Genomic DNA, 23,528 nt, shown 5'->3' on the forward strand with positions numbered 1-23,528 from the left:
ATGATTTTGAAAACGAGGTATGCGCGCATTGAAAAGCATGACTGGCTTTGGTAAAAGCGAGATCGCGATAGACGGCAGGAAACTGCGGGTGGAAATCAAAACGGTAAATCACCGCTTTTTGGATATCAGTATCCGTGAGCCGCGGTTTATGATGTTTTTAGAGGATGAAGTCCGTAAATATTTAAAGAAGCACCTGTCGCGCGGCAGGGTGGATGTCTTTATCTATTATTCTTCGGAGCGGATCGACGCGAAAAAGGTCATTGTGGATATGCCTCTTGTTACAGCATATTTGCAGGCGGCGCGGGAGATCACCGAAGGCACCGGTATCGAAAACGATGTAACGGTTTCGCAGCTGATGCGGCTGCCGGATGCGGTTACCTATGAGGACGAAAATTCAGACGAGCAGGCTTTGAAAACCCTGTTGTATACCAACCTTGACGCGGCACTTGCAGAGCTTACCGCCTCCAGGGAAAAGGAGGGGGCACAGCTTAAGGGGGATATCATAGCACGGCTTGATACGATTCTGGCCTATGCAAGGGAAATCGAGTCAAAAGAAGATGTTGTCGTCACGGAGTATAAAGCCAAGCTGAAAGAGCGGTTACAGGAAATACTCGACGGAGCAGACGTTGACGAGCAAAGGCTTGCGCAGGAGGTGGCGTTTTACGCCGACCGTTGTAATATTACAGAAGAGCTTGTGCGTATCAAAAGCCATGTAAAACAGTTCAAAGCGGCGGCGGAGGAAAATACGTCGCAGGGCAGGAATATGGATTTCATTGTGCAGGAGCTCAACAGGGAATTTAACACGATTGGTTCCAAAACGCAGGATAATGAAATATTAAAACGGGTGATCGCCGGCAAAGGCGAGATTGAGAAAATAAGGGAACAAATACAAAATATCGAGTGAGGAGAAAGATCATATGGCTATCAAGCTTATCAATATAGGATTTGGCAACATTGCTTCGGCAAGCAGACTGGTCGCGATTGTGAGTCCGGAGTCGGCGCCGATCAAAAGGATCATCTCGGAAGCACGCGCAAAGGGCAGGCTCATTGACGCCACTTATGGAAGGCGTACGCGCGCAGTCGTGATCATGGACAGCGATCATGTGATCTTATCGGCAGTTCAGCCGGAGACAGTCGCCAACAGGATCATTACGAAAGACAACGACGATTCTGACGATTGAGGACAGGCGAAGAATGAGTGAGCAAAAAACAGGGAAACTGATTATTATTTCCGGCCCTTCCGGTGCGGGAAAAGGAACGATTGTGGAGCAGCTTTTGAAGGATGGTTCCTACGAGCTTTCGATTTCGTGCACCACCAGGAAACCGCGCGGGCAGGAGCGCGAAGGCGTAAATTATTTTTTTAAAACGCCTGAGCAATTCCGTAAAATGATCGATGAGAACGCATTTCTGGAATATGCGGACGTATTTGGATGCTGCTATGGCACGCCAAAGGAATATGTGCTCAACAAATTGAGCCAGGGCAAAAACGTTATTCTGGAAATCGACGTGCAGGGAGCGGTGCAGGTGAAGGAAAATTATCCGCAGGCAATGATGATATTTATTCTTCCGCCGTCGGAGGAAATATTGCTGGAACGCCTTCGTGGACGGGGGACGGAAACGGAAGAGCAGATCGCAAAACGGTTTGGAAAGGCAAAGGCTGAAATGGCTTATGCAGACCGTTATGGATATAAAGTGGTAAACGATGATTTAATGACCGCTGTGGAGGAAATCCGCAGCATCATACAGAATAGTTAAGGAAGAGAAAAACGGAGGTTTTATTTTATGATACATTTGGAGTTGAACGACTTGCTTTCCAAGGTGGACTGCAGATACACGCTGGTAGTGGAAACGGCAAAACGTGCGCGTCAGTTGATTGACGGGGCGCAGCCTCTCACGGAGCCGGCAGATAAGAATCCGGTATCGCAGGCTGTTGACGAAGTGTTGAAGGATAAGGTAACTTACATCAGGGTAACAGACGGAATCAAATAGAAATGTTAAAAGGAAAAAACGTCCTTTTGGGCGTGACAGGCGGAATCGCAGCCTACAAGAGCGCAAATCTTACAAGCATGCTGAAAAAAGCGGGAGCGAAAGTGGATGTTGTTATGACAGAGGCTGCCGCCCGTTTTGTTACGCCGCTTACTTTTGAAACGCTCAGTAAAAATGCGGTGACGACAGATTTATTCTCGCGGGAAAAACCGTGGGAAGTGGAGCATATTACGCTTGCAAAGAAAGCGGAGCTTGCCATTGTTGCGCCTGCTTCGGCAAACACGATTGCAAAGCTTGCGTGCGGCATTGCGGATAATATGCTGACGACGACACTGCTTGCATGCAAGTGCCCGGTTTTTGTCGCACCGGCGATGAACACGGCAATGTATGAGAATATTGCAACGCAGGTGAATTTGCAGATACTGCGTGACAGGGGATTTTTTATTATCGCACCAGAGGCGGGAGAGCTTGCCTGTGGGGACACAGGACAGGGACGAATGCGCGAACCGCAGGAAATTCTTGCCGCGGTTGAAGAAGTATTAAAAAAAAAGAGTGAGCTTGCCGGAAAAAAGGTATTGATCACCGCGGGGCCGACACGTGAAGCGATTGATCCGGTACGGTATTTGACGAACCGTTCTTCCGGAAAGATGGGCTATGCGCTTGCGGAAAGCGCGATGCGGCATGGGGCGGAAGTACATCTTGTTTCCGGTCCGGTTGCAATACCCGTGCCGCGGGATGTGTCCTTATATCCGGTACAGAGTGCAGCGCAAATGTATGAGCAGGTGATGGAGCTGCGGCAAAAAGCGGATATTATCATTATGTGCGCTGCCGTTGCGGATTATGCGCCTGTAAAATGTGCGGAGCATAAGATGAAAAAGCAGAACAGCCTTACGATTGAGCTGGAGAAAACAAAGGACATCCTGTCCGAGCTTGGAAAGAATAAGAGCGCTTATCTTGCGGGCTTTGCAGCGGAAACGCAGAATCTGGAAGGATACGCAAAAGACAAACTGTCCCGCAAGAATCTCGATATGATTATTGCAAACGATGTATCCGGCTTGGATGCAGGGTTTGACAGCGAGTACAATGCCGTCTCGATTTATAAGCGAAGCGGAGGAGCGATTCATTTTGAGCGCGACAGCAAACGTAATTTGGCGGATAAAATTATAATGGAGATTATCAGTGATAACCGGCAGTAGGGAGTTTCAGTTATAAACACGAGACGAAAGAGCGTACCTGGTACGCTTTTTTAGGACGTGGAGGTTTTATTGTACGCAAACGTGATTGTCGATATCTCACACACACAAGTGGACAAGGTGTTTGAATATCGGATACCGGAACAAATGAATATCATGCCGGGAATGCGGGTAGCCGTGCCGTTTGGAAAAATGGGAGAGACGGAGGGCGTCGTAATTGGCCTTACGGAAACTGCGGAATATCCGCCGGAAAAGATTAAGCATGTATTACGCCCGCTTGATGATTTTTGCGCGCTGACGCAGGAGCAGATTACCCTTGCGGAATTTATCAAAGAAAAGTATAACGTAACCCTTGCGAGTGCGTTGCGTTTTATGCTGCCCGCACAGGTGAGAGGCGGCAGGATTGCGGCAAAAATGCAGAACCAGGTGAAGCTTGAGCTTGGAGGAAACGCTTTATCAGAGGCTGAGGGAGCGCTTAAAAAAAAGGACGGCGCCGTGAAGTTCCCACGGCAGCTTGAGGTAATTGAACACCTGAAAAAATATGGAGATACGCCTCTTTCAAACCTGAATGCGTCGGCTGTAAAGTCCCTCGAAAAAAAGGGCGTGGTCAAAGTAGTTGGCGTTGAGGTTTCGCGCCGGCCGTTTGAAAAGCAGGTGGAGCGTACGCCTGATTTTGAGCTGACGGAAAAGCAAAAACAGGTGCTGGATGAAATACTGGAAAATGAGAATAAGCGTTTTTTGTTGCACGGGGTAACGGGCAGCGGAAAAACAGAAATCTATATTCGGGTAATAAGGGATTGCCTTGCAAAAGGAAAAACAGCGATCTTGCTGGTGCCGGAAATATCGCTTACACCGCAGACCTATCAGTTTTTGAAGCGCCGGTTCGATGAGGAAATTGCGGTGTTTCATTCCGGGCTTTCGGCAGGAGAACGTTTCGATGAATGGATGAAGGTTAAGCGGGGACAGGCCAGAATCGTGCTTGGAGCGCGTTCCGCTGTATTTGCACCGCTCGAAGATATCGGTGCAATCATCATTGACGAGGAGCACGAAACCAGCTATAAAGCGGATAATTATCCCAAATATACCGCGCATGAAATTGCACGGAAGCGTTGCGAGCTCCAGGACGCAATCTTGATTTTGGGCAGCGCTACTCCACAGGTAGATACCTATTACAGGGCGCAGCAGGGGGAATATAAAATTTTAAAGATGCCCAACAGGCTCTTTGATTTGCAGCTCCCGGCTGTTGAGATCGTGGATATGTGCGATGAGCTGAAGCAGGGAAACCGTACGGCAATCAGCGGCAGGCTTTACGATGAACTCGAACGTACGCTGCAGGTTGGAAAGCAGGCCATGTTGTTTTTAAACCGCAGGGGGTATTCCACATTTGTGATGTGCCGTTCCTGCGGATATGTGGTGAAATGCGACAGCTGCGATGTCACAATGACTTATCATAAGTCACAGGATATTTTGAAATGTCATTATTGCGGCAGGACAAAAACGCCGGAGACGACTTGCCCGGAGTGCGGCAAGCCGCATCTGAAGTATTTTGGTACCGGGACGCAGCAAATTGAAGAGCAGGTAAAGCAGCTTTTCCCGCAGGCGCGTATATTGCGTATGGACCTTGACACAATGGCGACAAAGGACGCGCATCTGCGTTTGTTTGAGAAGTTTGCGGCGCACGAGGCGGATATTCTGCTTGGTACGCAGATGATTACAAAGGGTTTTGACTTTAAGGATGTGACGCTTTCGGCAGTACTCGCTGCGGATACGATGCTCAATATCCCGGACTTCCGCAGTGCGGAACGTACCTTTTGCCACATCACGCAGATTGCAGGGCGTGCGGGGCGAAAGGAACCGGGGACTGTGATTTTACAAACCTATAATCCCATGCACTATGCGATCCAATACGCCAAATATCATGATTACGAGGGCTTTTACCGGGAAGAAATTGCAATGAGGGAAATGGCCAAGCTGCCGCCTTTCTCCATCTACCTGCAAATACAGTTTTCAGGGGAGAAGGAAACGCTTGTAATCAGTGCGGTGAAAGATTTTATCCGTCAATTAAAAACTGTGTTATTGCCGCATAAAAATGATATAATAAGTATCAGGGCGTCGGAATCGGCGATCAAACGCATCAAGAATATGGAACGTTACCAGATATTGATCCATTTGAAAAACGACGACAAAAAGATGATTGACGAAATTTTTAAGACGTTTAATCGTATGAAATATGAAGGTGTATTGACCGGAATCGATATCAATCCGGCAAACATGGCGTAACGGAGGCTGCTATGGCAACAAGAACAATTTTACTAAACGATAATCCGAGATTGAGAAAACATTCGCGCGAGGTGACTGCGATCAATAAGCGCATCCTCGATTTGCTGGATGATATGGCGCAAACGATGTATGAAGCGCGGGGCGTTGGGCTTGCGGCTCCACAGGTAGGCGTTTTGCGGCGCGTGGTGGTAATCGATGTGGGCGAGGGGCTGATAGAACTGATTAACCCGGTAATTGTGCATACGGAAGGCCAACAACGTGAAGAGGAAGGCTGTCTTTCCCTGCCGGATGACGCAGGCTATGTGATTCGGCCTGCAAAGGTGACGGTCAGGGCGCTTGACCGCAATGGAGAAGAACGCGAATATGTGGGGGAAGAGCTTCTTGCGCGCGCTTTCGCGCATGAGATCGATCATCTCGATGGAATATTGTTTACCGACAAAATGGTTGAACGCGTGGAAGTGAATGAGGATAACAGGGAAGATGAACCGGAACTCTAGGATTGTTTTTATGGGGACGCCGGATTTTGCCGTTCCCGCTTTAAAGATGCTGGTTGAGCAGCAATATAATGTCGTAGGCGTATTTACGCAGCCGGACAGGAAAGCCGGACGCGGGCATAAGATGACGCCTCCTCCTGTAAAGGTGCTGGCACAGGAGCAGGGTATTCCGGTATACCAGTTTGAGAAGGTGCGCGTGCCGGAGGGCGTACAGGCAATCAGGGATTTAAAACCAGACCTTCTGGTAACGGCGGCATTCGGACATATTCTGACCGAAGAGATTCTTGCGATACCGCAATATGGTTGTATTAATGTGCACGCTTCGCTGCTTCCAAAGCTGCGTGGAGCTGCGCCGATCCAGTGGGCGATCATCAATGGGGAAAAAGAAACGGGCGTTACCACAATGTATACGGTGCTTGCGCTTGACGCAGGCGATATTCTGGAGCAGCAGGGTATTTCGATCCCAAACGACATGACTGCGGGAGAGCTCTACAGGGAGCTGAGCGCGCTTGGGGCGGAGGTGCTCGAACGCACGCTGCAAAAGCTTGAAGCAGGTACGCTCGTGCGTACGCCGCAAAGGGAAGAAGATGCAACATATTTTCCAATGTTTAAAAAAGGCTTTGGAGAAATTGATTTTGAAATGACCTGTGAGAAAATTTATGACTTTGTGCGCGGAACGAACCCTGCGCCGGGTGCTTACATGATGTATGGGGAAGAAAAGATCAAGGTTTTTCATGTCAGTATACAAAATGGGGAGACAGGAAAGCCCTGTGGCAGCGTACTTTTTGCAAATGATAAGCAGGGGCTTGGCATCAGCGCAAAGGACGGAATAATTGTGATCGAGGAAATGCAGCGGCAGGGGGCGCGCCGTATGGCGGCAAAAGACAGCCTGCGCGGAAAAAAGGTTGAAGAAGGTTACATTTTTACCAACAAACATGGAGAATAGATTATTTTGAATGCAAGGCAGGCGGCACTGGAAATCGTATCCAATGTGCTGAAAAATAAAAGCTATCTGAATCTTGAAAGCAAGCGCGTATTATCTGCAAACTGGAGTGCGGAGGATAAGCGCTTTATTACTGCGCTTGCAAATACGACGATAGAAAATCTATTTCGCATCGATTACGTGCTAAAGCAATTTATTACGGCAAAACGCGTGCATGCGGTGATTATGAACATATTACGGATCGGGGCCTGCCAGCTGTTGTTTTTCGAATCGGTGCCGGCATCCGCAGCTGTGAACGAAAGCGTCAAGCTCGTTGAAAAGGTTGGGAAACGCCAACTGAAAGGGTTTGTTAACGCGACGCTGAGAAATCTTTCCAAAAACCTTGGGAAGATCAGTTACCCGGACAGGGAAACAGATCTCGCAGAATTTTTGCATATTTTTTACAGCTATCCCAAATGGCTGTGCGAAAAGTACCTTGCCGAATATGGCGAGCAGCAAACCGAACAGATGCTGAGTTTTTCGAACGACCATTCCCTGACCTGTGTACGGAAAAACCTGCTCAGGGATATGCGGTTGCCGGAGAACTTTTCGGCAGGGAAATATTTAGAGGATGCCTTTTATATCAAAAATGCGTCTTCGATTGAAAAAATGCCGCTTTTTACCGGCGGGGGGATCGCTGTTCAGGGAGAAGCTTCTATGCTGTGCGTGCACGCCGCAGGGATTGGAAAACAGGACCGTGTCCTCGATGCGTGTGCTGCGCCGGGTGGAAAAAGCGCATATGCGTCACAATTTGCATCTGGTGGGCAAATCGTATCGATGGAGCTTTATCCACACAGGGCAAAGCTGATTGAAGAGACCTTTGAACGATTGGGCGTAGCAAATGCGCAGATACTGGTGCAGGATGCAAGTAAGGATATTTGTGACTATCATGACGGCTTTGACGTAGTGATGGTGGATGCGCCGTGCTCTGCATTGGGGCTTTTATACCGTAAGCCGGATATTAAGATTCTGAAACAGAAAGAGGACATACCGCCGCTTGTGAAGACACAGAGAGCTATCCTTGAGGCTTGTGCTTCTTACGTAAAAAAGGGGGGAACGCTTCTTTATTCCACATGCACGATTGACCGCGCGGAGAACGAGGATAATATGGAATGGTTTTTGAAAGGGCACCCGGAGTTTGTGATGGATGAACCTGGCAAGTATCTTCCGGAAAAGCTTTCGAAAAGGCTGCACGGTGGGATGCTGCAGCTTTTCCCGCATATAGACGGAATCGACGGATTTTTTATTGCGAGGCTCAAAAGAATATGAACGGTTTACTGGATTACAATATTGATGAATTAAAAGACCTGCTTGCCGGTATGGGTGAAAAGCCGTTCCGGGCCGGGCAGATTATGAAGTGGCTTTCGATGGGAAAACCGTTTGAAGAAATGACGGACCTCTCAAAGGAATTGCGGAGAAAATTAAGGGAAGGGTATTCGGAAGGATACGCAAGGACAGTAACGGTCGCGCAGTCTGTGGACGGTACAAAAAAGTACCTGTTTGAATTTGAAGACGGCAGCACCGTGGAGAGCGTATTCATGCAAAAAAATTATGGTAATACAATTTGCGTTTCTACGCAGGTTGGATGCCGTATGGGCTGTGAGTTTTGCGCTTCCTGCGCCGAGGGGCTGAAACGAAATCTTTCGGCGGGCGAAATACTTGCGCAGGTAACAGCGGTGAATGCAGACCAGGGTGAAGGAAGAAACATTACGAATATCGTACTGATGGGGATGGGCGAGCCTTTTGATAATTATGATCAGGTTGTGAAGTTTCTGCGGCTTGTAAACAGCGAGGCGGGACTGCATATTGGGATGCGTAATATTTCGCTTTCCACTTGTGGGCTTACGGAGCGCATACGGCAGTTTGCGGGGGAGAATTTACCCGTGACACTCTCGATTTCGCTGCATGCCGCATCGGACGGAAAACGTGTTAAAATTATGCCTTCCGCAAAGCAGTATAAAATTGCAGATATTTTGGATGCGGCGAACGGATATTTTCTGGCAACCGGACGGCGCATTATTATCGAGTATGCTGTGATCGATGGTTTTAACGATGGCAGGGAAGATGTACTGCTTTTAAAAGAAGCGCTGCAGGGGATGAATTGCCATATCAACCTGATACCGCTGAATCAAAACGACGGGCTTGCCCTGAAAGCGCCGGAAAAGCGAAGAGTATACGCTTTTTGCGATATGCTTGCAGAAGAAGGACTGTCTGCAACGGTCAGGAAATCCATGGGAAGCGATATTGCAGGAGCCTGCGGTCAGCTGCGGCAACAGCATTTGGATGGCGGAAACATAAAGTGAACCGGTCCCTGATATAGAAATATTTTCCCTGATTTTCACAAAATAACCGACAATTTTATATAAAACAAACAGAAAGGACTGCGAAATAAAAAATCGCAGTCCTTTTTTGTTTGAAAAAAAATTTTAAAAACAAAAAATCAACACAATGTATAAATTTTTGCTGCACGGGGCATGGAATAGAAAAAAATAAACTCCCCCATAACAAAAATTATAACAAGAAATCCTATCACACTTTATTTTGATTAACTGTATAATGAGATCAACGGTGAAAGAAATTCGATAATCGACCAGACAAATCAAAACCAGACAGAACTGATAGATTGTATTCACAGAACAAAAAAAGATGAAACAAAAACAAACCGATTCGTCGGTGTCTTAAAGTAATGTTTTTTTATAAGTTTATATGTTTGCGGTTTCAGGGAAGAGAACCCTGAAGAATGAAAAAACCAAGGAGGAAAAAAATGAAAAAAAGATTATTGGTATTGATGGTTGTTGTACTTATGGTTGCGTTTACAATGTTTGGCTGCGCTCAGCCGGCAGCTGAAACCGGATCGTCATCTTCGGCAGCGGGTTCTGCATCTGCAGACGCATCTGCTGCATCCGAAGAGAGCTCGGCTGCTTCCGGAGCGGCTGCGGCAGACTCAATTTATGGCGCGCCAAGCACCCTTTACAAGGAAGGCGGCGGAAACAAGATCGGCATCACGGTTATCGATAATACCATCCCGCATTGCCAGGCATTCGTAAACGGAGCCTCGGAAGTGATCGAAGCCAATGGGGACATTCCGGTAGTACTTGACCCCGGTTTTGACGCGGCGGTACAGGCAAACAATATCGACGACTTTGTGGCACAGGGATGCGTGGGTATCGTATGCGAGACAATCGACGGGCAGGCGCTCATTTCTGTAACGCAGAATGCTGTAAATCAGGGAGTAATGGTCGTATCGGCAGACTTTCCGTTTGCGGAAGGTTATGAAAACCTGATTTGCTCGCAGGTTATGACGCCGAATGAAGAAGCGGGCGCGGCGCTTGCTGAAAAAATGGCGGAAGACCTTAATTATGAAGGGAAAATCGTCATCCTCGCAAATCCGGGTACAGGCCCGCAGGCGAGGGCGGATGGATTCCGTTCGGTTATCGAGAAATATGAAGGACTTGAACTTGTATATGACGGAGACGGCGGCGGCGAGGTCGAGAAAGCAAATTCTGTGATGCAGGACCAGTTCCAGGCGAATACGGATATCAGCGCGGTTATCTGCTCGAACGACGAACAGGCGATCGGCGCACATACAGCGGCTGAAACAGCCGGTATTGCAGACCAGGTAAAATGCTATGGATTTGACGGAGCTCCTGAAGCGCTCGATTTTGTAAAGCAGGGTAAAGAAACGGCGTCCCTTGGACAGCAGCCGTATGCAATGGCCAAACAGTCTGCGCTTGACCTTTACAAAGCAATGAAGGGCGAGCCTGTTGGCGACGCGGTGAAATATACCACATACAAGATCATCACTTCTGAAAACGCAGATGAAGCTGCAGAGTATTACTATGAAGGGGATCCGAACATCAAATATGTCGAGTAGTATTTGATTTCACAGACGATGGTGCGGGCAGGAAAATCCTGCCTGCAGCCATCAATGGTTAATCGGCCTTGTTACAAGGGAGAATAGGGAATATGAACAGCGATACGATATTAGAAATGAAAGGCATCACAAAGATTTTCCCGGGTGTAAAAGCATTAGACCAAGTTGATTTCGACCTGAAAAGGGGCGAAGTACATGCCCTGCTTGGCGAGAACGGCTCCGGAAAATCTACGTTGATCAAGGTTTTGGGAGGAATCCACAAAGCCGAAGAGGGAGAGATTTTCATCGATGGTGAAAAAGCTGAGATCGAAGGCGTGCACGACGCGGATAAATATGGTGTCAGCATCGTTCATCAGGAGCTGTCCTTTGCGCCGGATATGACGGTGGGAGAAAATATTTTTATGGGAAAAGAACCGAAGGGAAAATTCGGTCTCGTTGATTCCAAAAAAGTATATCGCGACTCCGAAAAAATCCTGCGCGAATTTGGCTCCGATATCGATCCGGACAAAAAAATGAATGCGCTCAGTATCTCGCGCCAGCAGGTAGTTGAAATAGCCAAAGCGCTATCCAATAACGCAAAAATTGTTGTAATGGACGAACCGTCGGCTTCGTTATCCCTAAAGGAAGTGGAGAACCTGTACAAAACGGTTGACAAGCTCAAGGAAATGGGGATATCGGTCATTTATGTATCCCACAGGATGGAAGAACTGTTCCGGTTGTGCGACAGGGTAACGGTGCTGCGCGACGGGGAATATGTCGGAACAAGGGAAATTAAGGATATTACGGAGGACGACCTTGTATCCATGATGGTTGGACGGACGATAGCAGAGCACTATACGACGCATCAGCCCTCGGACGAAGTAATTCTTAAAGTTGAGAATATATCTTGTGGGGATATGGTAAAAAATGTCGATCTCGAGCTTCATAAGGGAGAGGTAATTGGCATTTCCGGCATTGTGGGCGCGGGCAGGAGTGAATTCGCACGCGTGTTAGCCGGAATCGATACGGATTACAAGGGAAAGATCACGTTGGAAGGAAAGCCGATCAGGATTCATAATCCGGTCGAAGCAATGAAGCATGGGATCATTCTCGTGCCAGAAGACAGAAAAAAACAAGGATTGGTTTTGTCGCAGACGGTGGATTTTAATTTGAGCCTCTGCGTCCTCAAAGAATTTATCGGCGTAGTTGGAATAAACAGTAAAAAGCAACGTCAGATTTGCGACGGCATGATCGAAGAACTGAATATTAAGGTCACATCCGGCGAGATGACGACGCAAAAGCTTTCCGGTGGGAACCAGCAGAAGGTGGTTATTGGAAAAGCGCTTGCGACAAACCCCAAAATATTATTGCTGGATGAACCTACGCGCGGAATTGACGTAGGCGCAAAAGCGGAAATTTATGACCTGATCGATAAGCTCGCGAAGAAAGGCATGGCGGTAATCATTATTTCCTCAGAATTGCCTGAAATTATGCGCGTGAGCGATACGGTATATGTGATGCGCCGCGGAGAAACCGTCGCAAGGATTCCAAAGGAACAGCTCGATGAGGAAGTAATTATCAAACATGCTACCATGGGGGGAAATTCATAATGAAACAGGAAATGACAAAACAATCTTTTTTGGATAAAAAATGGGCGAAGCCCTTTAAAGAGAATTTCGGCATTTTAATGAGCCTGATTGTACTTTGTGTCGTATTGGGCGTTGTAACAGGATCGTTTTTTACGACGGTAAACATATCAAATGTTTTATTGCAGATATCGACCAATGCGGTAATTGCCTTTGGTATGACGTATGTCATCCTGCTCGGCGGCATCGACCTTTCGGTCGGATCGGTCGTGGCGTTATCCGGCATTGCTCTCGTGGCACTTATGTCAAAATCCGGATTTGACCTTTTGCCTGCAATACTGGTTGCGGTGGCGATTGGGCTTGCAGTGGGAATTGTAAACGGATTTTTTGTAACAAAATGCAATATGCCCGCATTCATCGTTACGTTATCAACCATGATGATCATACGCGGCCTTGCGCTTGTTGTTACGAGTGGTAAACCAGTATATGTCACAGATGAACGTCTTAATTATATTGGAAACGGGAGGATTGGCAATGTGTTCCCGCTTCAGGTCATTTATATGCTGATCATATTCGTGATTTTGTTCATCGTGCTGAATTATACAAGGTATGGGAAACACCTGTATGCCACGGGCGGCAACAAAGAGGCCGCAAGATTTTCCGGTATCAATGTTGTAAAAGTATCGTGGATCGCATACATGATCCAGGGCACGCTTGCCGGCATTGCGGGCGTTATGACAGCAGCCAAGCTTTATTCCGGACAACCTACCATGGGCAATGGGGCGGAAATGGACGCAATCGCCGCGGTTGTACTTGGCGGCACCATGATGACAGGCGGCTCGGGGACGCTTGGGGGTACGCTAATCGGTGCGCTGATTATCGGCGTAATCAACAACGGGTTAAACCTTCTGGGAGTCAATTCCTACTGGCAGGACGTTGTGAAGGGAATTATTATTCTGTTCGCCGTATACCTCGACATTGCACGGAGGCTGCGCGAGCAGAAAAAGATCAAAAAAGCATAGGCCACAGCGGGTAAATGCCCGCATGGCATAAATTGATACAGGTTTCATAAGCGGTATGAATAGAGGGAATTTGGCCCCGTTTTACGGGGGCCTGGTTTCCTGTTGCCAAAAAAAGGGAAAAAACCGCAAATAAACAGGTGAAATACCGTCCGGACGAGGACGGGGCAAAACAATTATAACTATTCAGGAGGGTAACATGAAAATCGAAACTATGACACTATCGGAGCACATCAAGGACGACTATTTGATCGCAACATACTATTTGAACTCTGAAAAAGAGCCGGATCTATACAGCTGGGTAAAACTGATTGCGGCGGATCAGAGCGCAGGCACATGGACGCACGTGGAAGGCGAAACGCCGGAAATTATTGAAAAATACGGCGCAAAGATCATTGGTATCTATCCAATGGCGCAGGAGCACGCCTGCATCGCAAGGATTGCTTTTCCGGTAGCGAATTTCCAGATTTATATGCCCATGATCCTGAGCACGGTTGCAGGAAATGTGTTGGGACAATCCGGCGTGCGTCTTGTGGACATTGAACTGCCCGATCCGGTTTTGGAGCAACTGCCCGGGCCGCTGATGGGAATCGACGGTATTCGCGGCCTTTTGAACGTTTATGACAGGCCGCTTGTCGGCGCAATATTGAAGCCCTGCATCGGCGTTGAGCCGGAGCTTTCGGCAAGCGGTGCTGCAAAAGCGGCAGCCGGCGGCGCAGATGTGATCAAGGATGACGAACTGCTTGCGGATCCGGCATATTCGCCAATGGTGGAACGCGTATCCACAGTGATGAAATATTTGAAGGATATCGGAAAGGATAAGAGCTGCCTGTATGCGGTTAATATCACAGGCGAAAACCTGATAGACCGCGCGCATATGGCGATTGACGCGGGTGCAAACTCTATCATGGTCAACTATCAGGCGCTTGGCTGGGGTGATGTAGAGGACCTTGTACGTCATTTGAAACGTGAAGGAATCAAAATACCGATCTTTGGCCATTGTGCTGGAATGGGAGCATATTATACTTCCAAAACAAACGGAATGTCTACATCGCTTGCATGCGGCAAGCTTCCAAGACTGATTGGTATGGATATGTCGCTTGTATATCCGGACAGCGGACGTTTTGGTATTTCCACAAACGAGCTAGTGGAAACGCACAATGCGCTTTCGGCAGATATGGGTGTGATCAAAAAATCCTTTGATACGGTTGCCGGCGGCGTACATCCGGGAACAATACCTTATCTGATGGACCTGCTCGGTGAGGATACCATTCTGATGGCAGGCGGCGGAATTTATGGCCATCCGATGGGCGCAACGGCAGGCGCAAAGGCAATCCTGCAGGCAATGAAGGCTTATAAAGCAGGCGTTGACCTTGCAGAAGCGGCAAAGGAACATGAGGAGCTTGATGCGGCATTAAAATTCTGGTGCAAATAGGAGAAAAACAATGGCAAAAACAAAACTGACAAAGGAAAAGCTGCTGGAAATGCTTCATACGATGGTTCGTATCCGTGAATTTGAGAACGAGGCCATCGAGCTTGCGAAGCAAAACCTGACGCGTGCGGCAGTCCATACCTATAACGGTGAAGAAGCGATTGCAACAGGTGTGTGCGCTCACCTGACCGATCAGGATTATATTACCTCAACACACAGGGGACACGGGCACTGCGTCGCCAAGGGCGCGGATCTCAAAAAGATGTTTGCGGAGCTTATGGCACGTGAGTCCGGCTACTGTAAGGGAAAGGGCGGATCTATGCACATTGCAGACCTCGCAATCGGTATGCTGGGCGCAAATGGTATCGTAGGCGGCGGAATACCGATTGCAACAGGCGCGGCGCTTGGTATCGACCTGCAGCACGGCGATAATATCGCGGTTTGCTTCTTTGGAGACGGCGCGTCCAATGAAGGCTCGTTCCACGAATCGCTCAACCTTGCAAGCGTATGGAAACTGCCGGTGGTATTTATCTGTGAAAACAATAAATATGGAATTTCCACGCATATTTCAAAGTCCATGAATGTAACGCATGTTTCAGACAGGGCGAAGGGATATGGAATTAAGGGAATGACGATCGACGGGAACGACCTTATAGAGGTATATAACACCTTTGCCGAGGTAGCGGAATATGTACGCGCAGGGAATGGCCCGGTACTCCTTGAAATGGATACCTACCGTCTGAGCGGGCACTATTATGGGGATAATGAAAACTACCGTACCAAAGAAGAGGTCGCCCAATGGAAGAAAAAGGATCCTATTGTGCGGGTAAGGGAAGTCCTGAAATCGGAATATGCAATGACGGATGAGCAGCTCGACCAGATTCGCAAGGAAGAGCATGAAAGAGTCATGAAGGCTTCCGAAGAAGCAAAGCTGGAGCCGGAACCCGGTGCGACGGACCTGACGGAGGACCTTTACGATCCCGATTTTGAAACGATAGAATGGGTTCCGTTTCAGCCGGTTTCCTGATAAAACAGCAAAAAAGAAAGACGAGGCGTTTTTATGAGAAAAATCTCTATGAGACAAGCAGTAAACGAAGCGCTGCATATCGCGTTCAACAGTGACGAGCGGATTTTTACAATCGGTGAAGATATCGCGGTATACGGCGGACAGCTCAGGTGCTCTTACGACCTGCTCGACCATTTTGGCGCGGAGCGCGTACGGGATACGCCCATCTCGGAAACGGGAATCGTGGGCGCGGGAGTAGGCGCTGCGCTGATTGGCCTGAGGCCGATTGTGGAGCTGTCGTATATTGACTTTATCGGCACCTGTTTTGACCAGATTATGAACCAGGCGGCAAAGATACGCTATATGTATGGCGGAGCGGTAAATATTCCGCTTGTAATCAGGACGGAAGGCGGAGCGGGCCTTGGTAACGGGGCGCAGCATTCGCAGTCGCTGGAAGCGATTTTAAGCCATATTCCCGGAATACGCGTGCTCATGCCTTCCAACGCATATGATGCGAAAGGCTTGCTGCTGCGGGCAATCAGGGACAACAACCCGGTTGTGTTTATTGAGCACAAAGCACTTTATAAGGTGAAGTGCGAGGTGCCGGAGGAGGCATACGAATGCGACTATACCTGCGACATTAAACGCGAAGGAAAAGATATTACGATTGTGGCATATTCGGCAATGGTAAATCAGGCGCTTAAGGCCGCAGAACAGCTGGCACAGGAAAATATCGATGTGGAAATCGTGGACGTACGCTCTTTAGAGCCGCTTGATACGGAAACGATTGTAAAATCCGTACAGAAAACTGGCCGGGCGGTCGTGGTGCACGAGGCATGCAGGAAAGGCGGATTTGGAGCCGAGATTGCGTCGCAGATACAGGAAGCGGCATGGGAAAGTTTAAAGGCTCCCGTATTGCGCGTTGGCGCGCCAAACGTGCCGGTTCCATTTGCGCCGGTACTCGAAAAGCTATTTGTTCCGAATGATGAAAATATCATCGGGGCCGTAAAGGAATGCTTGAATCAATAATAACAAGGAGACAAGACATGAAACTTTTGGTTACGACATATATGGTAGACGAATACAAAGAGGTATTCGAGAAAATGTTCGATGAGGTCCATTATAAAGGGATGATGGAACTTGGACGGCTTCTTACGGAGGACGAGCTTGCGGAGGCGCTGCAGGGAATGGACGCGGTTGTCATTGAATTTGATCCGCTTTCCCGCAAAGTCCTTGAACAGGCAAAGGATCTTAAAATCATCCTTTCGGTCCGTGGGGGCGCGCACGCAAATATCGATGTAGAAGCAGCGACAGAGATGGGGATTCCAATTACAAACGTTCCCGGGCGCAATGGCGATACGGTAGCGGATTTCACGATTGGTATGATGATTGCTGTTTCAAGGGGGCTTGCACAGGGAAACCACCTGATCAAAAACAAAGTGATGACCGACGAAAAACAGCATTTTGAAAACGGGTTCTGCAAAAACGATATTAACTGGGTTGGCTCGACTCCTGAAAAGTTTGCATATCTGCAATACAAAGGGCCGACGCTTGCAGGAAAGACGCTTGGCCTTGTGGGATGCGGGGCGATTGGCATGGAGGTAGCAAAGCGTGCCGTGGCTTTTGACATGGAAGTGATTGCATTTGATCCATACCTGAAGCCGGAAAATATAAAGTATGGCATCAAGCTGATGGAGCTTGAAGACGTGATGCGACAGGCGGATTTTGTTTCGATCCACGTACCGGTTACGCCATCCACAAGGGGGCTTGTATCTGCTGAGATGCTGTCGCTCATGAAGCCGAACGCATACCTCATTAACAATGCGCGTGCTGCGGTTCTCGATTATGACAAGCTGATCGATATGCTGCAAAAGAATGAAATTGCAGGCGCAGCCCTGGATGTTTATCCGATCGAGCCGCTTCCGGATAACCATCCTCTGGTGGCGATGGATAACGTGGTTCTTACACCCCACATTGCGGGATGCAGCCTCGATCCCTATGTAAGGTCTTACAAAAAGCTCGCGGTGGATGCGCAGAGGTTCCTGGCAGGGGAACGTCCTGAGAAGGTGTATAATCCTGACGTATACAAGGATTGAACGCCGGTTTACAAAACAAAACGACTTAAGATAGGTGGAATGGGAATGGATGCGCTCTTTTTAGGAATCGACGCCGGTACGACAAAAATAAAAACGGTGCTGTTTGATCAGAAAGGGAACGAATTGAAATTCGCCCGAAGGCAAATGGCGCCGGTCTATAATGATTTCGGAAATGTGCTTGCTGACATGAACGAAGTATGGAACATGGTGGTTGAAACGATTCGCGAGGTCACGCAGGACAGCAAACAGTTTGGGGAAATCAAGGCGATAGGGATTACCGCGCAGGGAGACGGACTCTGGATGCTTGATAAGGATAAAAAACCTTTTCACCCGGCGGTGCTGTGGCTGGACGGACGGGCGACCTCGTATATCGACAGATGGAACCGCGAGGGTATCCTGAATGCTTCGGGCAGAGTTGTATTTGCCGGATCGACGCTTCCTTATTCCGTATGGCATTATGACAACGAGCCGGATACGATGAAGAAGGCAAAACATGTACTTTTTTGTAAGGACTGGATCAAATATTGCCTCACAGGAAAAATCGTAACAGATCCAACCGATCTTTCAGACGCGTCGTTAATTCGTGCGAGCGAGGGGAAGTACAATGGAGAGCTGCTTGGAAAGTTCCATGCAGAGCAGCTTTTGGAGCTGCTGCCGCCCATTGCAGGGAGCACGGATGTAATTGGCTATGTATCGGAGGCGGCGGCTGAAGCAACGGGACTTGAGGCGCGTATCCCGGTTGTAAACGGCGCGATTGATGTGGTTTGCACAGCCGTAGGCAGCGGAGTTTATGAGAGGGACACCGCGGTATCGATTGTGGGTACGACAGTATACAGTGAAATGGCAACAGATTCCCTTGACCTGATGGAGGATGCGGGGGATGCCCCGCCTTCCATCATTTGCCATGCAGCAAAGGAGCGGTGGCTGCTTGCGTATGGTACGATGATGGGCGCGCCGAACGTTGACTGGTTCATGCGCGAGATGTTTCATGGGGAGCTTTCATTTGAAGACGCGGAACGCCGTATCAAAAAAATAGCGGCAGGTTCGGACGGGATTATATTCCTGCCCTTCCTTGCGGAGGGAGGAGAACGGGCTCCGTTCGTGAAATCAACTGCATCCGCCCAGTTCTACGGAATGAAAGCGCATCACAGCATAGATCATATGCTGCGCGCGGTATATGAAGGGGTTGCGCTTTCCATGAAAGACTGTTATGAGCACTTCCCGGAGAAACCGACCAGTATTAGGCTTTCTGGCGGGGGAAGCGCCAGCGATATCTGGTGCCAGATATTTGCAGACTGTGCAAAACGCCCCGTTGAAACGATCTACGGAAACGAAGTGGGCGCAAGAGGAGCGGCCATTGCAGCCGGAGTAGGCGTTGGATTTTTTTCGGATGTGAGCGAAGGAATCCGCGAGATGGTTAAGGTCAAGCGCACCTTTGAACCAAACGAAGAGGCATGCGAAAAGTATGACCGTATTTATGCGGTGTATACGGAGCTTTGCAGAAGATTATGGGATGTATGGGATATGGAATATTAATAACAAAGGAGATATCATCATGAAAAAAGAAATTATTATGCCTAAGATTGGCCTCGATATGGAAGAGGGAACAATCAATAAGTGGCTAAAAAAAGTGGGCGACCACATGGAGGCAGGCGAGTCTATTCTGGAAATCGAGACGGATAAGGCTGTAACGGAAGTAGAAGCCGCGGTCAGCGGAACACTTGTGGAGATTGTTGCCGGGGATGGCGATACGGTAGAAATCACCAAGACAATCGGATGGGTAGAGACCGATGAATGACCGTGAATTGAAGCTGACGCCGCTGCAAAAGGCAATGAGCAGGCAAATGCTCGCGAGCTGGACTGAGGTTCCGCAATTTCAGTTGGTCGCAGAAATCAACTGTGGGGCGATCATGGCGTTCCGCAGGCTGGTTCCATATAAGCCTTCATTTACGACGATTATGGTGAAGGCGATGGCGGATACGCTCCAAAACCATCCGAAGCTGAATTCCGCATGGGCGGGAGACCATATCGTCGAACATGATGAGGTCAATATGGGTGTAGCGGTCGATACGCCGCGAGGCCTTCTTGTGCCGGTAATCCGCAACGCGTCCAATAAGACGCTGCAGGAAATTCATCAGGAAATGGAAGAAATCAAGGAAGCCTCAAAGGAGGGCAAGTTTAAAATGGACGCGCTTTCCGGGGGAACCTTTACGCTCAGCAATCTGGGAATGTTTAACATACGTTCCTTTCAGGCGATTGTTAACGCTCCACAGGCTGCGATTTTGGCAGTTTCCAAAATTGCCGATACGCCCGTCGTAGCAGATGGAAAGCTTGAAGCGGGAAAAGTGATGAGCGTATCATTAAGCATCGACCACAGGGTAACAGACGGTGCAAGCGGAGCACGCATGCTCCAGGATTTTGTGGCTCTTATGGAGGCGCCCCAGGATCTTGGCTGAGCTTTCTGGAGCGTGCGGTACGGCAGGCGAAAATCCATAGTATTAATATCGACACTTAAACTCCTATGTCCTGAAAATGTTTGCCAGTACCGCATTTTGCAAAACAGACCGTGAAACTCACGGCCTGTTTTGTTATGATCTTTACATACACATGATTGAAATGTCACTATTCTCCGGCAAATTCAATCAGCACCTTTGGGTAAAAGCCCGTTTCGGTTGCTTCGAATGCCTCCTGAGCGTCGTTGAGCGAAAAAATCTTTGATATAATTGGCTCCAGGTCGAGCCTCGGCATAATCTCACGGATACGCGGAAGCATATAAGGAGCCATATAAAAGGGTTTGAGAGTTGCCTCCTTCAGGTAAAGCTCGGAGGTGGTAATCGGAATATCCGTATTTAGCCCGTAAACACTCGAAAACGCGATTGTTCCTTCACGTGCCAATAGCTTTGAAGAAAGCCTGAGCATTTTGATGTTGCCCGAGGTTTCGAAAATAACGTCGTAGCCAAGATAGTTTGTAATCCCGTTTGCCTCGGCGGCGATATTCTGCTTTGAAGGATCGATTGTGTATTCGGCGCCGAATCTTCGCGCAAGGTCACGGTTTGCCTCGGTTGAATCGATTACTGTGATGCAGGTAGCGCCTTGCATTTTTACCAACTGGAGGATTAGCAGGCCGGGTACTGTTGCGCCGATTACCATCGCTTTGTCGCCCATTTTAATACTTGCGCGGTCCATACCATGAAGTGCGTAGCCGATAGGATCTGTAAGGCAACCTGCTTTCATTGGGACTGATTTTGGAAGATGAATCAGTTGTCGAGCCTTCCAGACGATATATTCGGACATCGCGCCCTCTGTCATACGCAAGTTCAAACAATGCGCTTCCTTTCCGCTCAGGCAGTAAAAACAATGACCACATGGCTGCCATGCGTAACCGCTGACTCTGTCTCCTTCAGAAAAACCAAGTGCTTTCGCTTCTGTTCCGCATTCGACGACTGTGCCGGACATTTCATGCCCGGTTGGATAAAGGATAGGCCCCCAGGCCAGCATTTCATCACTGCGCTCAAAAAATGGAAGATCGTCAAAACAAACACCTGCGTAGGATACCTTGATCTTTACATCGTCGGGAGCCTGGATTTCCGGCTCCGGCTTTTCAAGTAGTTCGACTTTTCGGCTATGTGTAATAGAGACTTGTTTCATTATTATTCCTCTTTTATTTGATGGAGTGGCAGTAACCTTTATATTCTGTTGGCGTCATACCGACGATTTTCTTGAAAATCTGGCTGAAATAGCGGTAATCTGAAAAACCAAGGGCTGATGCGACATCTGCGATCTTTTTTTCCGTATTGCGGATGTAGCTCTTTGCACTGCAAATTTTAAGAAGCGTAAGATAACCGGTGAAGGTGGTCCCCGTTTCTTTTTTGAAAAGATGGCTCAGGTAAGTATCGGTAACATGAACGCCGGATGCTATTTGTGTCAGGGAGACGGAAGATAAAAAATTGTCTATAATTTCTGCTGAAGCTTTCAGGATCAGCTCATTAACCGTGTGGTGGTAACCGGAGCATTTTTCTCCCAAAGCATAAAACCAGCTTTTGATTGCGGAGCATTCATCCTCGATCGTTTCAAAATCAAGAATGAAGGGACTGCTGCCTTCAACCTCCTCCAAATGATATAGAAAGAGGATTGTGGATGATATCAGCTCTAGCTTGTGCCTGATATAAAAGAGCTCTGAAAAACTGCGGGAAGGCTTTAAATTCCAGATATAAAGCTCGTTTAGCAACTGTGCGGCAGAATCTACATCAGCAGGAAAAAGGCGTAAGATGCGAATGGCGTGAAATTGCTCTGCAAGCAAACCATCGGTTGAAGAAATGGAATCAGAGCATTTTACCACAAGGTCGGCTTCCGTAATAAGGTCCAGATTGCCGACAAAATAGCCATACCGGTATTGTTTCATAATTTGGCGGTATTTACTGCCTAAGACATTTGGCGCTGAAGGATTGCTCAGGAAAAAAGTGAATGACACGTTGCTTTTACCCTCCAGAAGATATTTAATCTCGAATAAAAGCTTTTCTCTGGATGCTTGATCGATTTGCTCTGCATGGTCGAGCATGATGCAGAGTGGGCCGTCGTTTATAAAAAACGCCGCGCCTCTACCATATTGTTTTAAAATATCTTCAATTTGCCAGAGCAGAGATTTTTTAAAGGACGTATCAAACTGCAAAAAAGGCCGGAAAGGACGTGGGAGAAGCAGGCTGATTTTGGATTCGGAATGAAATCCGTATTTCCCGCGCAGATAGTCCAGCGCAGCAGGGGAAAAAGAGCCGTCGCCCAAAAGCTGTGCGCTGAGTTTATAATCAGCGTCATCCTTCGACGGGGATGGTGCCGATTGCCTTTGCAGGATGCCGAGGATATCGGAAAAAGTGCTTTTCAGATATTCCTGTGAGATGTCGTTGAAACAAACCGTATTAAATACATACCGGTATTGCATGGGAAGGCAGCGAGCGTCAGGCTCGACAAGAAGGACAACAAATTCATTGGAATGATTGTAGATTTCGCCAATCAGCGTCAGATACCGTTCAACGCCAATAACGGGAAGGGAACGGTCCAGAATAATAATTTGTGGCTTGTACAGTTTTAACTGTTCCAGGCCAAGAGCTCCGTTATATTCTGCGCCTACAATGTCGATTGGAAGACCGCAACGGGAGATCATATCGCATAGCAAGGAAACAGCGCTATAATTATTCATCAGAATCTGTAATTTCAGCATTATAGTTCTCCGGTATCTTAAAAATCTTAAGACTTTCGTTCCAGCCGTTTCAGGAGTATTTTTACCCGCATGGCTCTTTTTGTTTTTTCATTGAACGAAAATCCAACACAACAAGGCAGAATGCCAATAAAAAAGTATATTTATAGATTATCACGAACCGGAAAAAGGTACAAGCAAAACCCGGGAAGTAAAGTGCATTTTGATCATAATTAAAACCTGCTGCAAATGCCGGGAAACATCCTGGAATTGCGCCTGCTCGCATATTACGATATAAAAGATATAAAAAAATTTGTATCTGAATATGGATAGCACCTACTTTTTATTCTGTAAATATTGTATAATAAATTTGCATCACGCAAGACAGGTTTGTGGAATGTGAGCAAATA

General features: G+C 48.0%; 22 protein-coding genes. 20 read left to right on the forward strand and 2 right to left on the reverse strand.

The features are described from left to right. Positions 1 to 37: 37 nt before the first annotated feature. The 20 genes from ACS5WU_RS01480 (at position 38) to ACS5WU_RS01575 (ending at position 20,383) form a co-directional block, all read left to right on the forward strand. Positions 38 to 904, forward strand: coding sequence for a YicC/YloC family endoribonuclease (locus tag ACS5WU_RS01480; RefSeq protein ID WP_160295594.1), 867 nt, complete (start codon positions 38 to 40; stop codon positions 902 to 904). Positions 905 to 917: 13 nt separating this feature from the next. Then, complete coding sequence (gene remA / locus ACS5WU_RS01485; protein ID WP_046442968.1) at positions 918 to 1,181, forward strand: extracellular matrix/biofilm regulator RemA; 264 nt, start codon at positions 918 to 920, stop codon at positions 1,179 to 1,181. Positions 1,182 to 1,194: 13 nt separating this feature from the next. Beyond that, complete coding sequence (gene gmk, locus ACS5WU_RS01490) at positions 1,195 to 1,755, forward strand: guanylate kinase (RefSeq protein ID WP_156415061.1); 561 nt, start codon at positions 1,195 to 1,197, stop codon at positions 1,753 to 1,755. A 27-nt stretch (positions 1,756 to 1,782) separates the two neighbouring features. Next, the gene (gene rpoZ / locus ACS5WU_RS01495) at positions 1,783 to 1,989 is read left to right on the forward strand and encodes a DNA-directed RNA polymerase subunit omega (RefSeq protein ID WP_046442966.1); all 207 of its coding nucleotides are present in this window, start codon (positions 1,783 to 1,785) and stop codon (positions 1,987 to 1,989) included. Between the two features lie 2 nt (positions 1,990 to 1,991). Beyond that, positions 1,992 to 3,182 carry a bifunctional phosphopantothenoylcysteine decarboxylase/phosphopantothenate--cysteine ligase CoaBC gene (gene coaBC, locus ACS5WU_RS01500; protein WP_302760206.1) on the forward strand — a complete coding sequence of 397 codons (1,191 nt, stop codon included), beginning with the start codon at positions 1,992 to 1,994 and terminating at the stop codon, positions 3,180 to 3,182. 57 nt (positions 3,183 to 3,239) lie between these two features. Beyond that, positions 3,240 to 5,459 carry a replication restart helicase PriA gene (priA, locus tag ACS5WU_RS01505; protein WP_465088898.1) on the forward strand — a complete coding sequence of 740 codons (2,220 nt, stop codon included), beginning with the start codon at positions 3,240 to 3,242 and terminating at the stop codon, positions 5,457 to 5,459. Positions 5,460 to 5,470: 11 nt separating this feature from the next. Then, entirely contained in the window at positions 5,471 to 5,956 is a 486-nt protein-coding gene (gene def / locus ACS5WU_RS01510) for a peptide deformylase (protein ID WP_046442963.1), read from the forward strand. Continuing rightward, the gene (gene fmt / locus ACS5WU_RS01515; protein ID WP_302760204.1) at positions 5,940 to 6,899 is read left to right on the forward strand and encodes a methionyl-tRNA formyltransferase; all 960 of its coding nucleotides are present in this window, start codon (positions 5,940 to 5,942) and stop codon (positions 6,897 to 6,899) included. Before def ends, fmt begins: the two co-directional genes overlap by 17 nt. Positions 6,900 to 6,905: 6 nt before the next feature. Continuing rightward, complete coding sequence (gene rsmB / locus ACS5WU_RS01520; RefSeq protein ID WP_320606820.1) at positions 6,906 to 8,204, forward strand: 16S rRNA (cytosine(967)-C(5))-methyltransferase RsmB; 1,299 nt, start codon at positions 6,906 to 6,908, stop codon at positions 8,202 to 8,204. After that, positions 8,201 to 9,238 carry a dual-specificity RNA methyltransferase RlmN gene (rlmN, locus tag ACS5WU_RS01525; RefSeq protein ID WP_046442960.1) on the forward strand — a complete coding sequence of 346 codons (1,038 nt, stop codon included), beginning with the start codon at positions 8,201 to 8,203 and terminating at the stop codon, positions 9,236 to 9,238. Before rsmB ends, rlmN begins: the two co-directional genes overlap by 4 nt. A 461-nt stretch (positions 9,239 to 9,699) precedes the next feature. After that, positions 9,700 to 10,809, forward strand: coding sequence for a sugar ABC transporter substrate-binding protein (locus ACS5WU_RS01530; RefSeq protein WP_046444614.1), 1,110 nt, complete (start codon positions 9,700 to 9,702; stop codon positions 10,807 to 10,809). Positions 10,810 to 10,901: 92 nt separating this feature from the next. Continuing rightward, complete coding sequence (locus ACS5WU_RS01535; protein WP_046444615.1) at positions 10,902 to 12,398, forward strand: sugar ABC transporter ATP-binding protein; 1,497 nt, start codon at positions 10,902 to 10,904, stop codon at positions 12,396 to 12,398. Beyond that, complete coding sequence (locus tag ACS5WU_RS01540) at positions 12,398 to 13,396, forward strand: ABC transporter permease (RefSeq protein WP_235811552.1); 999 nt, start codon at positions 12,398 to 12,400, stop codon at positions 13,394 to 13,396. The genes ACS5WU_RS01535 and ACS5WU_RS01540 overlap by 1 nt, the downstream gene beginning before the upstream one ends. Positions 13,397 to 13,592: 196 nt before the next feature. Then, positions 13,593 to 14,828 carry a RuBisCO large subunit C-terminal-like domain-containing protein gene (locus tag ACS5WU_RS01545; protein ID WP_302761810.1) on the forward strand — a complete coding sequence of 412 codons (1,236 nt, stop codon included), beginning with the start codon at positions 13,593 to 13,595 and terminating at the stop codon, positions 14,826 to 14,828. A gap of 10 nt (positions 14,829 to 14,838) precedes the next feature. Then, complete coding sequence (locus ACS5WU_RS01550; protein WP_046444617.1) at positions 14,839 to 15,852, forward strand: thiamine pyrophosphate-dependent dehydrogenase E1 component subunit alpha; 1,014 nt, start codon at positions 14,839 to 14,841, stop codon at positions 15,850 to 15,852. A 33-nt stretch (positions 15,853 to 15,885) separates the two neighbouring features. Continuing rightward, positions 15,886 to 16,860, forward strand: a complete 975-nt coding sequence (locus ACS5WU_RS01555) for an alpha-ketoacid dehydrogenase subunit beta (protein ID WP_059108563.1) — start codon at positions 15,886 to 15,888, stop codon at positions 16,858 to 16,860. Positions 16,861 to 16,877: 17 nt separating this feature from the next. Continuing rightward, positions 16,878 to 17,927, forward strand: a complete 1,050-nt coding sequence (locus ACS5WU_RS01560) for a 2-hydroxyacid dehydrogenase (protein ID WP_320606819.1) — start codon at positions 16,878 to 16,880, stop codon at positions 17,925 to 17,927. A 45-nt stretch (positions 17,928 to 17,972) separates the two neighbouring features. Next, positions 17,973 to 19,463, forward strand: coding sequence for an FGGY-family carbohydrate kinase (locus ACS5WU_RS01565; RefSeq protein WP_046444620.1), 1,491 nt, complete (start codon positions 17,973 to 17,975; stop codon positions 19,461 to 19,463). Positions 19,464 to 19,482: 19 nt separating this feature from the next. Then, the gene (locus ACS5WU_RS01570; RefSeq protein ID WP_046444621.1) at positions 19,483 to 19,725 is read left to right on the forward strand and encodes a biotin/lipoyl-containing protein; all 243 of its coding nucleotides are present in this window, start codon (positions 19,483 to 19,485) and stop codon (positions 19,723 to 19,725) included. Continuing rightward, on the forward strand, positions 19,718 to 20,383 hold the full coding sequence (locus ACS5WU_RS01575; RefSeq protein ID WP_302762079.1) for a dihydrolipoamide acetyltransferase family protein: 666 nt from the start codon (positions 19,718 to 19,720) through the stop codon (positions 20,381 to 20,383). The genes ACS5WU_RS01570 and ACS5WU_RS01575 overlap by 8 nt, the downstream gene beginning before the upstream one ends. A 166-nt stretch (positions 20,384 to 20,549) precedes the next feature. On the opposite strand, the gene ACS5WU_RS01580 is transcribed toward ACS5WU_RS01575, so the two are convergent. Then, positions 20,550 to 21,575: a zinc-dependent alcohol dehydrogenase gene (locus ACS5WU_RS01580; RefSeq protein WP_059108561.1), complete on the reverse strand. Its 1,026-nt coding sequence runs from the start codon at positions 21,573 to 21,575 to the stop codon at positions 20,550 to 20,552. 13 nt (positions 21,576 to 21,588) lie between these two features. Then, on the reverse strand, positions 21,589 to 23,142 hold the full coding sequence (locus tag ACS5WU_RS01585; RefSeq protein WP_302762077.1) for a response regulator transcription factor: 1,554 nt from the start codon (positions 23,140 to 23,142) through the stop codon (positions 21,589 to 21,591). Between the last annotated feature and the right edge of the window lie 386 nt (positions 23,143 to 23,528).

The organism is Christensenella sp. KGMB01412 (genome assembly GCF_055522415.1).

Coding starts and splice junctions, on each gene's coding strand:
- ACS5WU_RS01480 (WP_160295594.1), top strand. CDS start 38: ATGACTGGCTTTGGTAAAAGCGAGATCGCGATAGACGGCAGGAAACTG.
- remA (WP_046442968.1), top strand. CDS start 918: ATGGCTATCAAGCTTATCAATATAGGATTTGGCAACATTGCTTCGGCA.
- gmk (WP_156415061.1), top strand. CDS start 1,195: ATGAGTGAGCAAAAAACAGGGAAACTGATTATTATTTCCGGCCCTTCC.
- rpoZ (WP_046442966.1), top strand. CDS start 1,783: ATGATACATTTGGAGTTGAACGACTTGCTTTCCAAGGTGGACTGCAGA.
- coaBC (WP_302760206.1), top strand. CDS start 1,992: ATGTTAAAAGGAAAAAACGTCCTTTTGGGCGTGACAGGCGGAATCGCA.
- def (WP_046442963.1), top strand. CDS start 5,471: ATGGCAACAAGAACAATTTTACTAAACGATAATCCGAGATTGAGAAAA.
- fmt (WP_302760204.1), top strand. CDS start 5,940: ATGAACCGGAACTCTAGGATTGTTTTTATGGGGACGCCGGATTTTGCC.
- rlmN (WP_046442960.1), top strand. CDS start 8,201: ATGAACGGTTTACTGGATTACAATATTGATGAATTAAAAGACCTGCTT.
- ACS5WU_RS01530 (WP_046444614.1), top strand. CDS start 9,700: ATGAAAAAAAGATTATTGGTATTGATGGTTGTTGTACTTATGGTTGCG.
- ACS5WU_RS01535 (WP_046444615.1), top strand. CDS start 10,902: ATGAACAGCGATACGATATTAGAAATGAAAGGCATCACAAAGATTTTC.
- ACS5WU_RS01540 (WP_235811552.1), top strand. CDS start 12,398: ATGAAACAGGAAATGACAAAACAATCTTTTTTGGATAAAAAATGGGCG.
- ACS5WU_RS01545 (WP_302761810.1), top strand. CDS start 13,593: ATGAAAATCGAAACTATGACACTATCGGAGCACATCAAGGACGACTAT.
- ACS5WU_RS01550 (WP_046444617.1), top strand. CDS start 14,839: ATGGCAAAAACAAAACTGACAAAGGAAAAGCTGCTGGAAATGCTTCAT.
- ACS5WU_RS01555 (WP_059108563.1), top strand. CDS start 15,886: ATGAGAAAAATCTCTATGAGACAAGCAGTAAACGAAGCGCTGCATATC.
- ACS5WU_RS01560 (WP_320606819.1), top strand. CDS start 16,878: ATGAAACTTTTGGTTACGACATATATGGTAGACGAATACAAAGAGGTA.
- ACS5WU_RS01565 (WP_046444620.1), top strand. CDS start 17,973: ATGGATGCGCTCTTTTTAGGAATCGACGCCGGTACGACAAAAATAAAA.
- ACS5WU_RS01570 (WP_046444621.1), top strand. CDS start 19,483: ATGAAAAAAGAAATTATTATGCCTAAGATTGGCCTCGATATGGAAGAG.
- ACS5WU_RS01575 (WP_302762079.1), top strand. CDS start 19,718: ATGAATGACCGTGAATTGAAGCTGACGCCGCTGCAAAAGGCAATGAGC.
- ACS5WU_RS01580 (WP_059108561.1), bottom strand. CDS start 21,575: ATGAAACAAGTCTCTATTACACATAGCCGAAAAGTCGAACTACTTGAA.
- ACS5WU_RS01585 (WP_302762077.1), bottom strand. CDS start 23,142: ATGCTGAAATTACAGATTCTGATGAATAATTATAGCGCTGTTTCCTTG.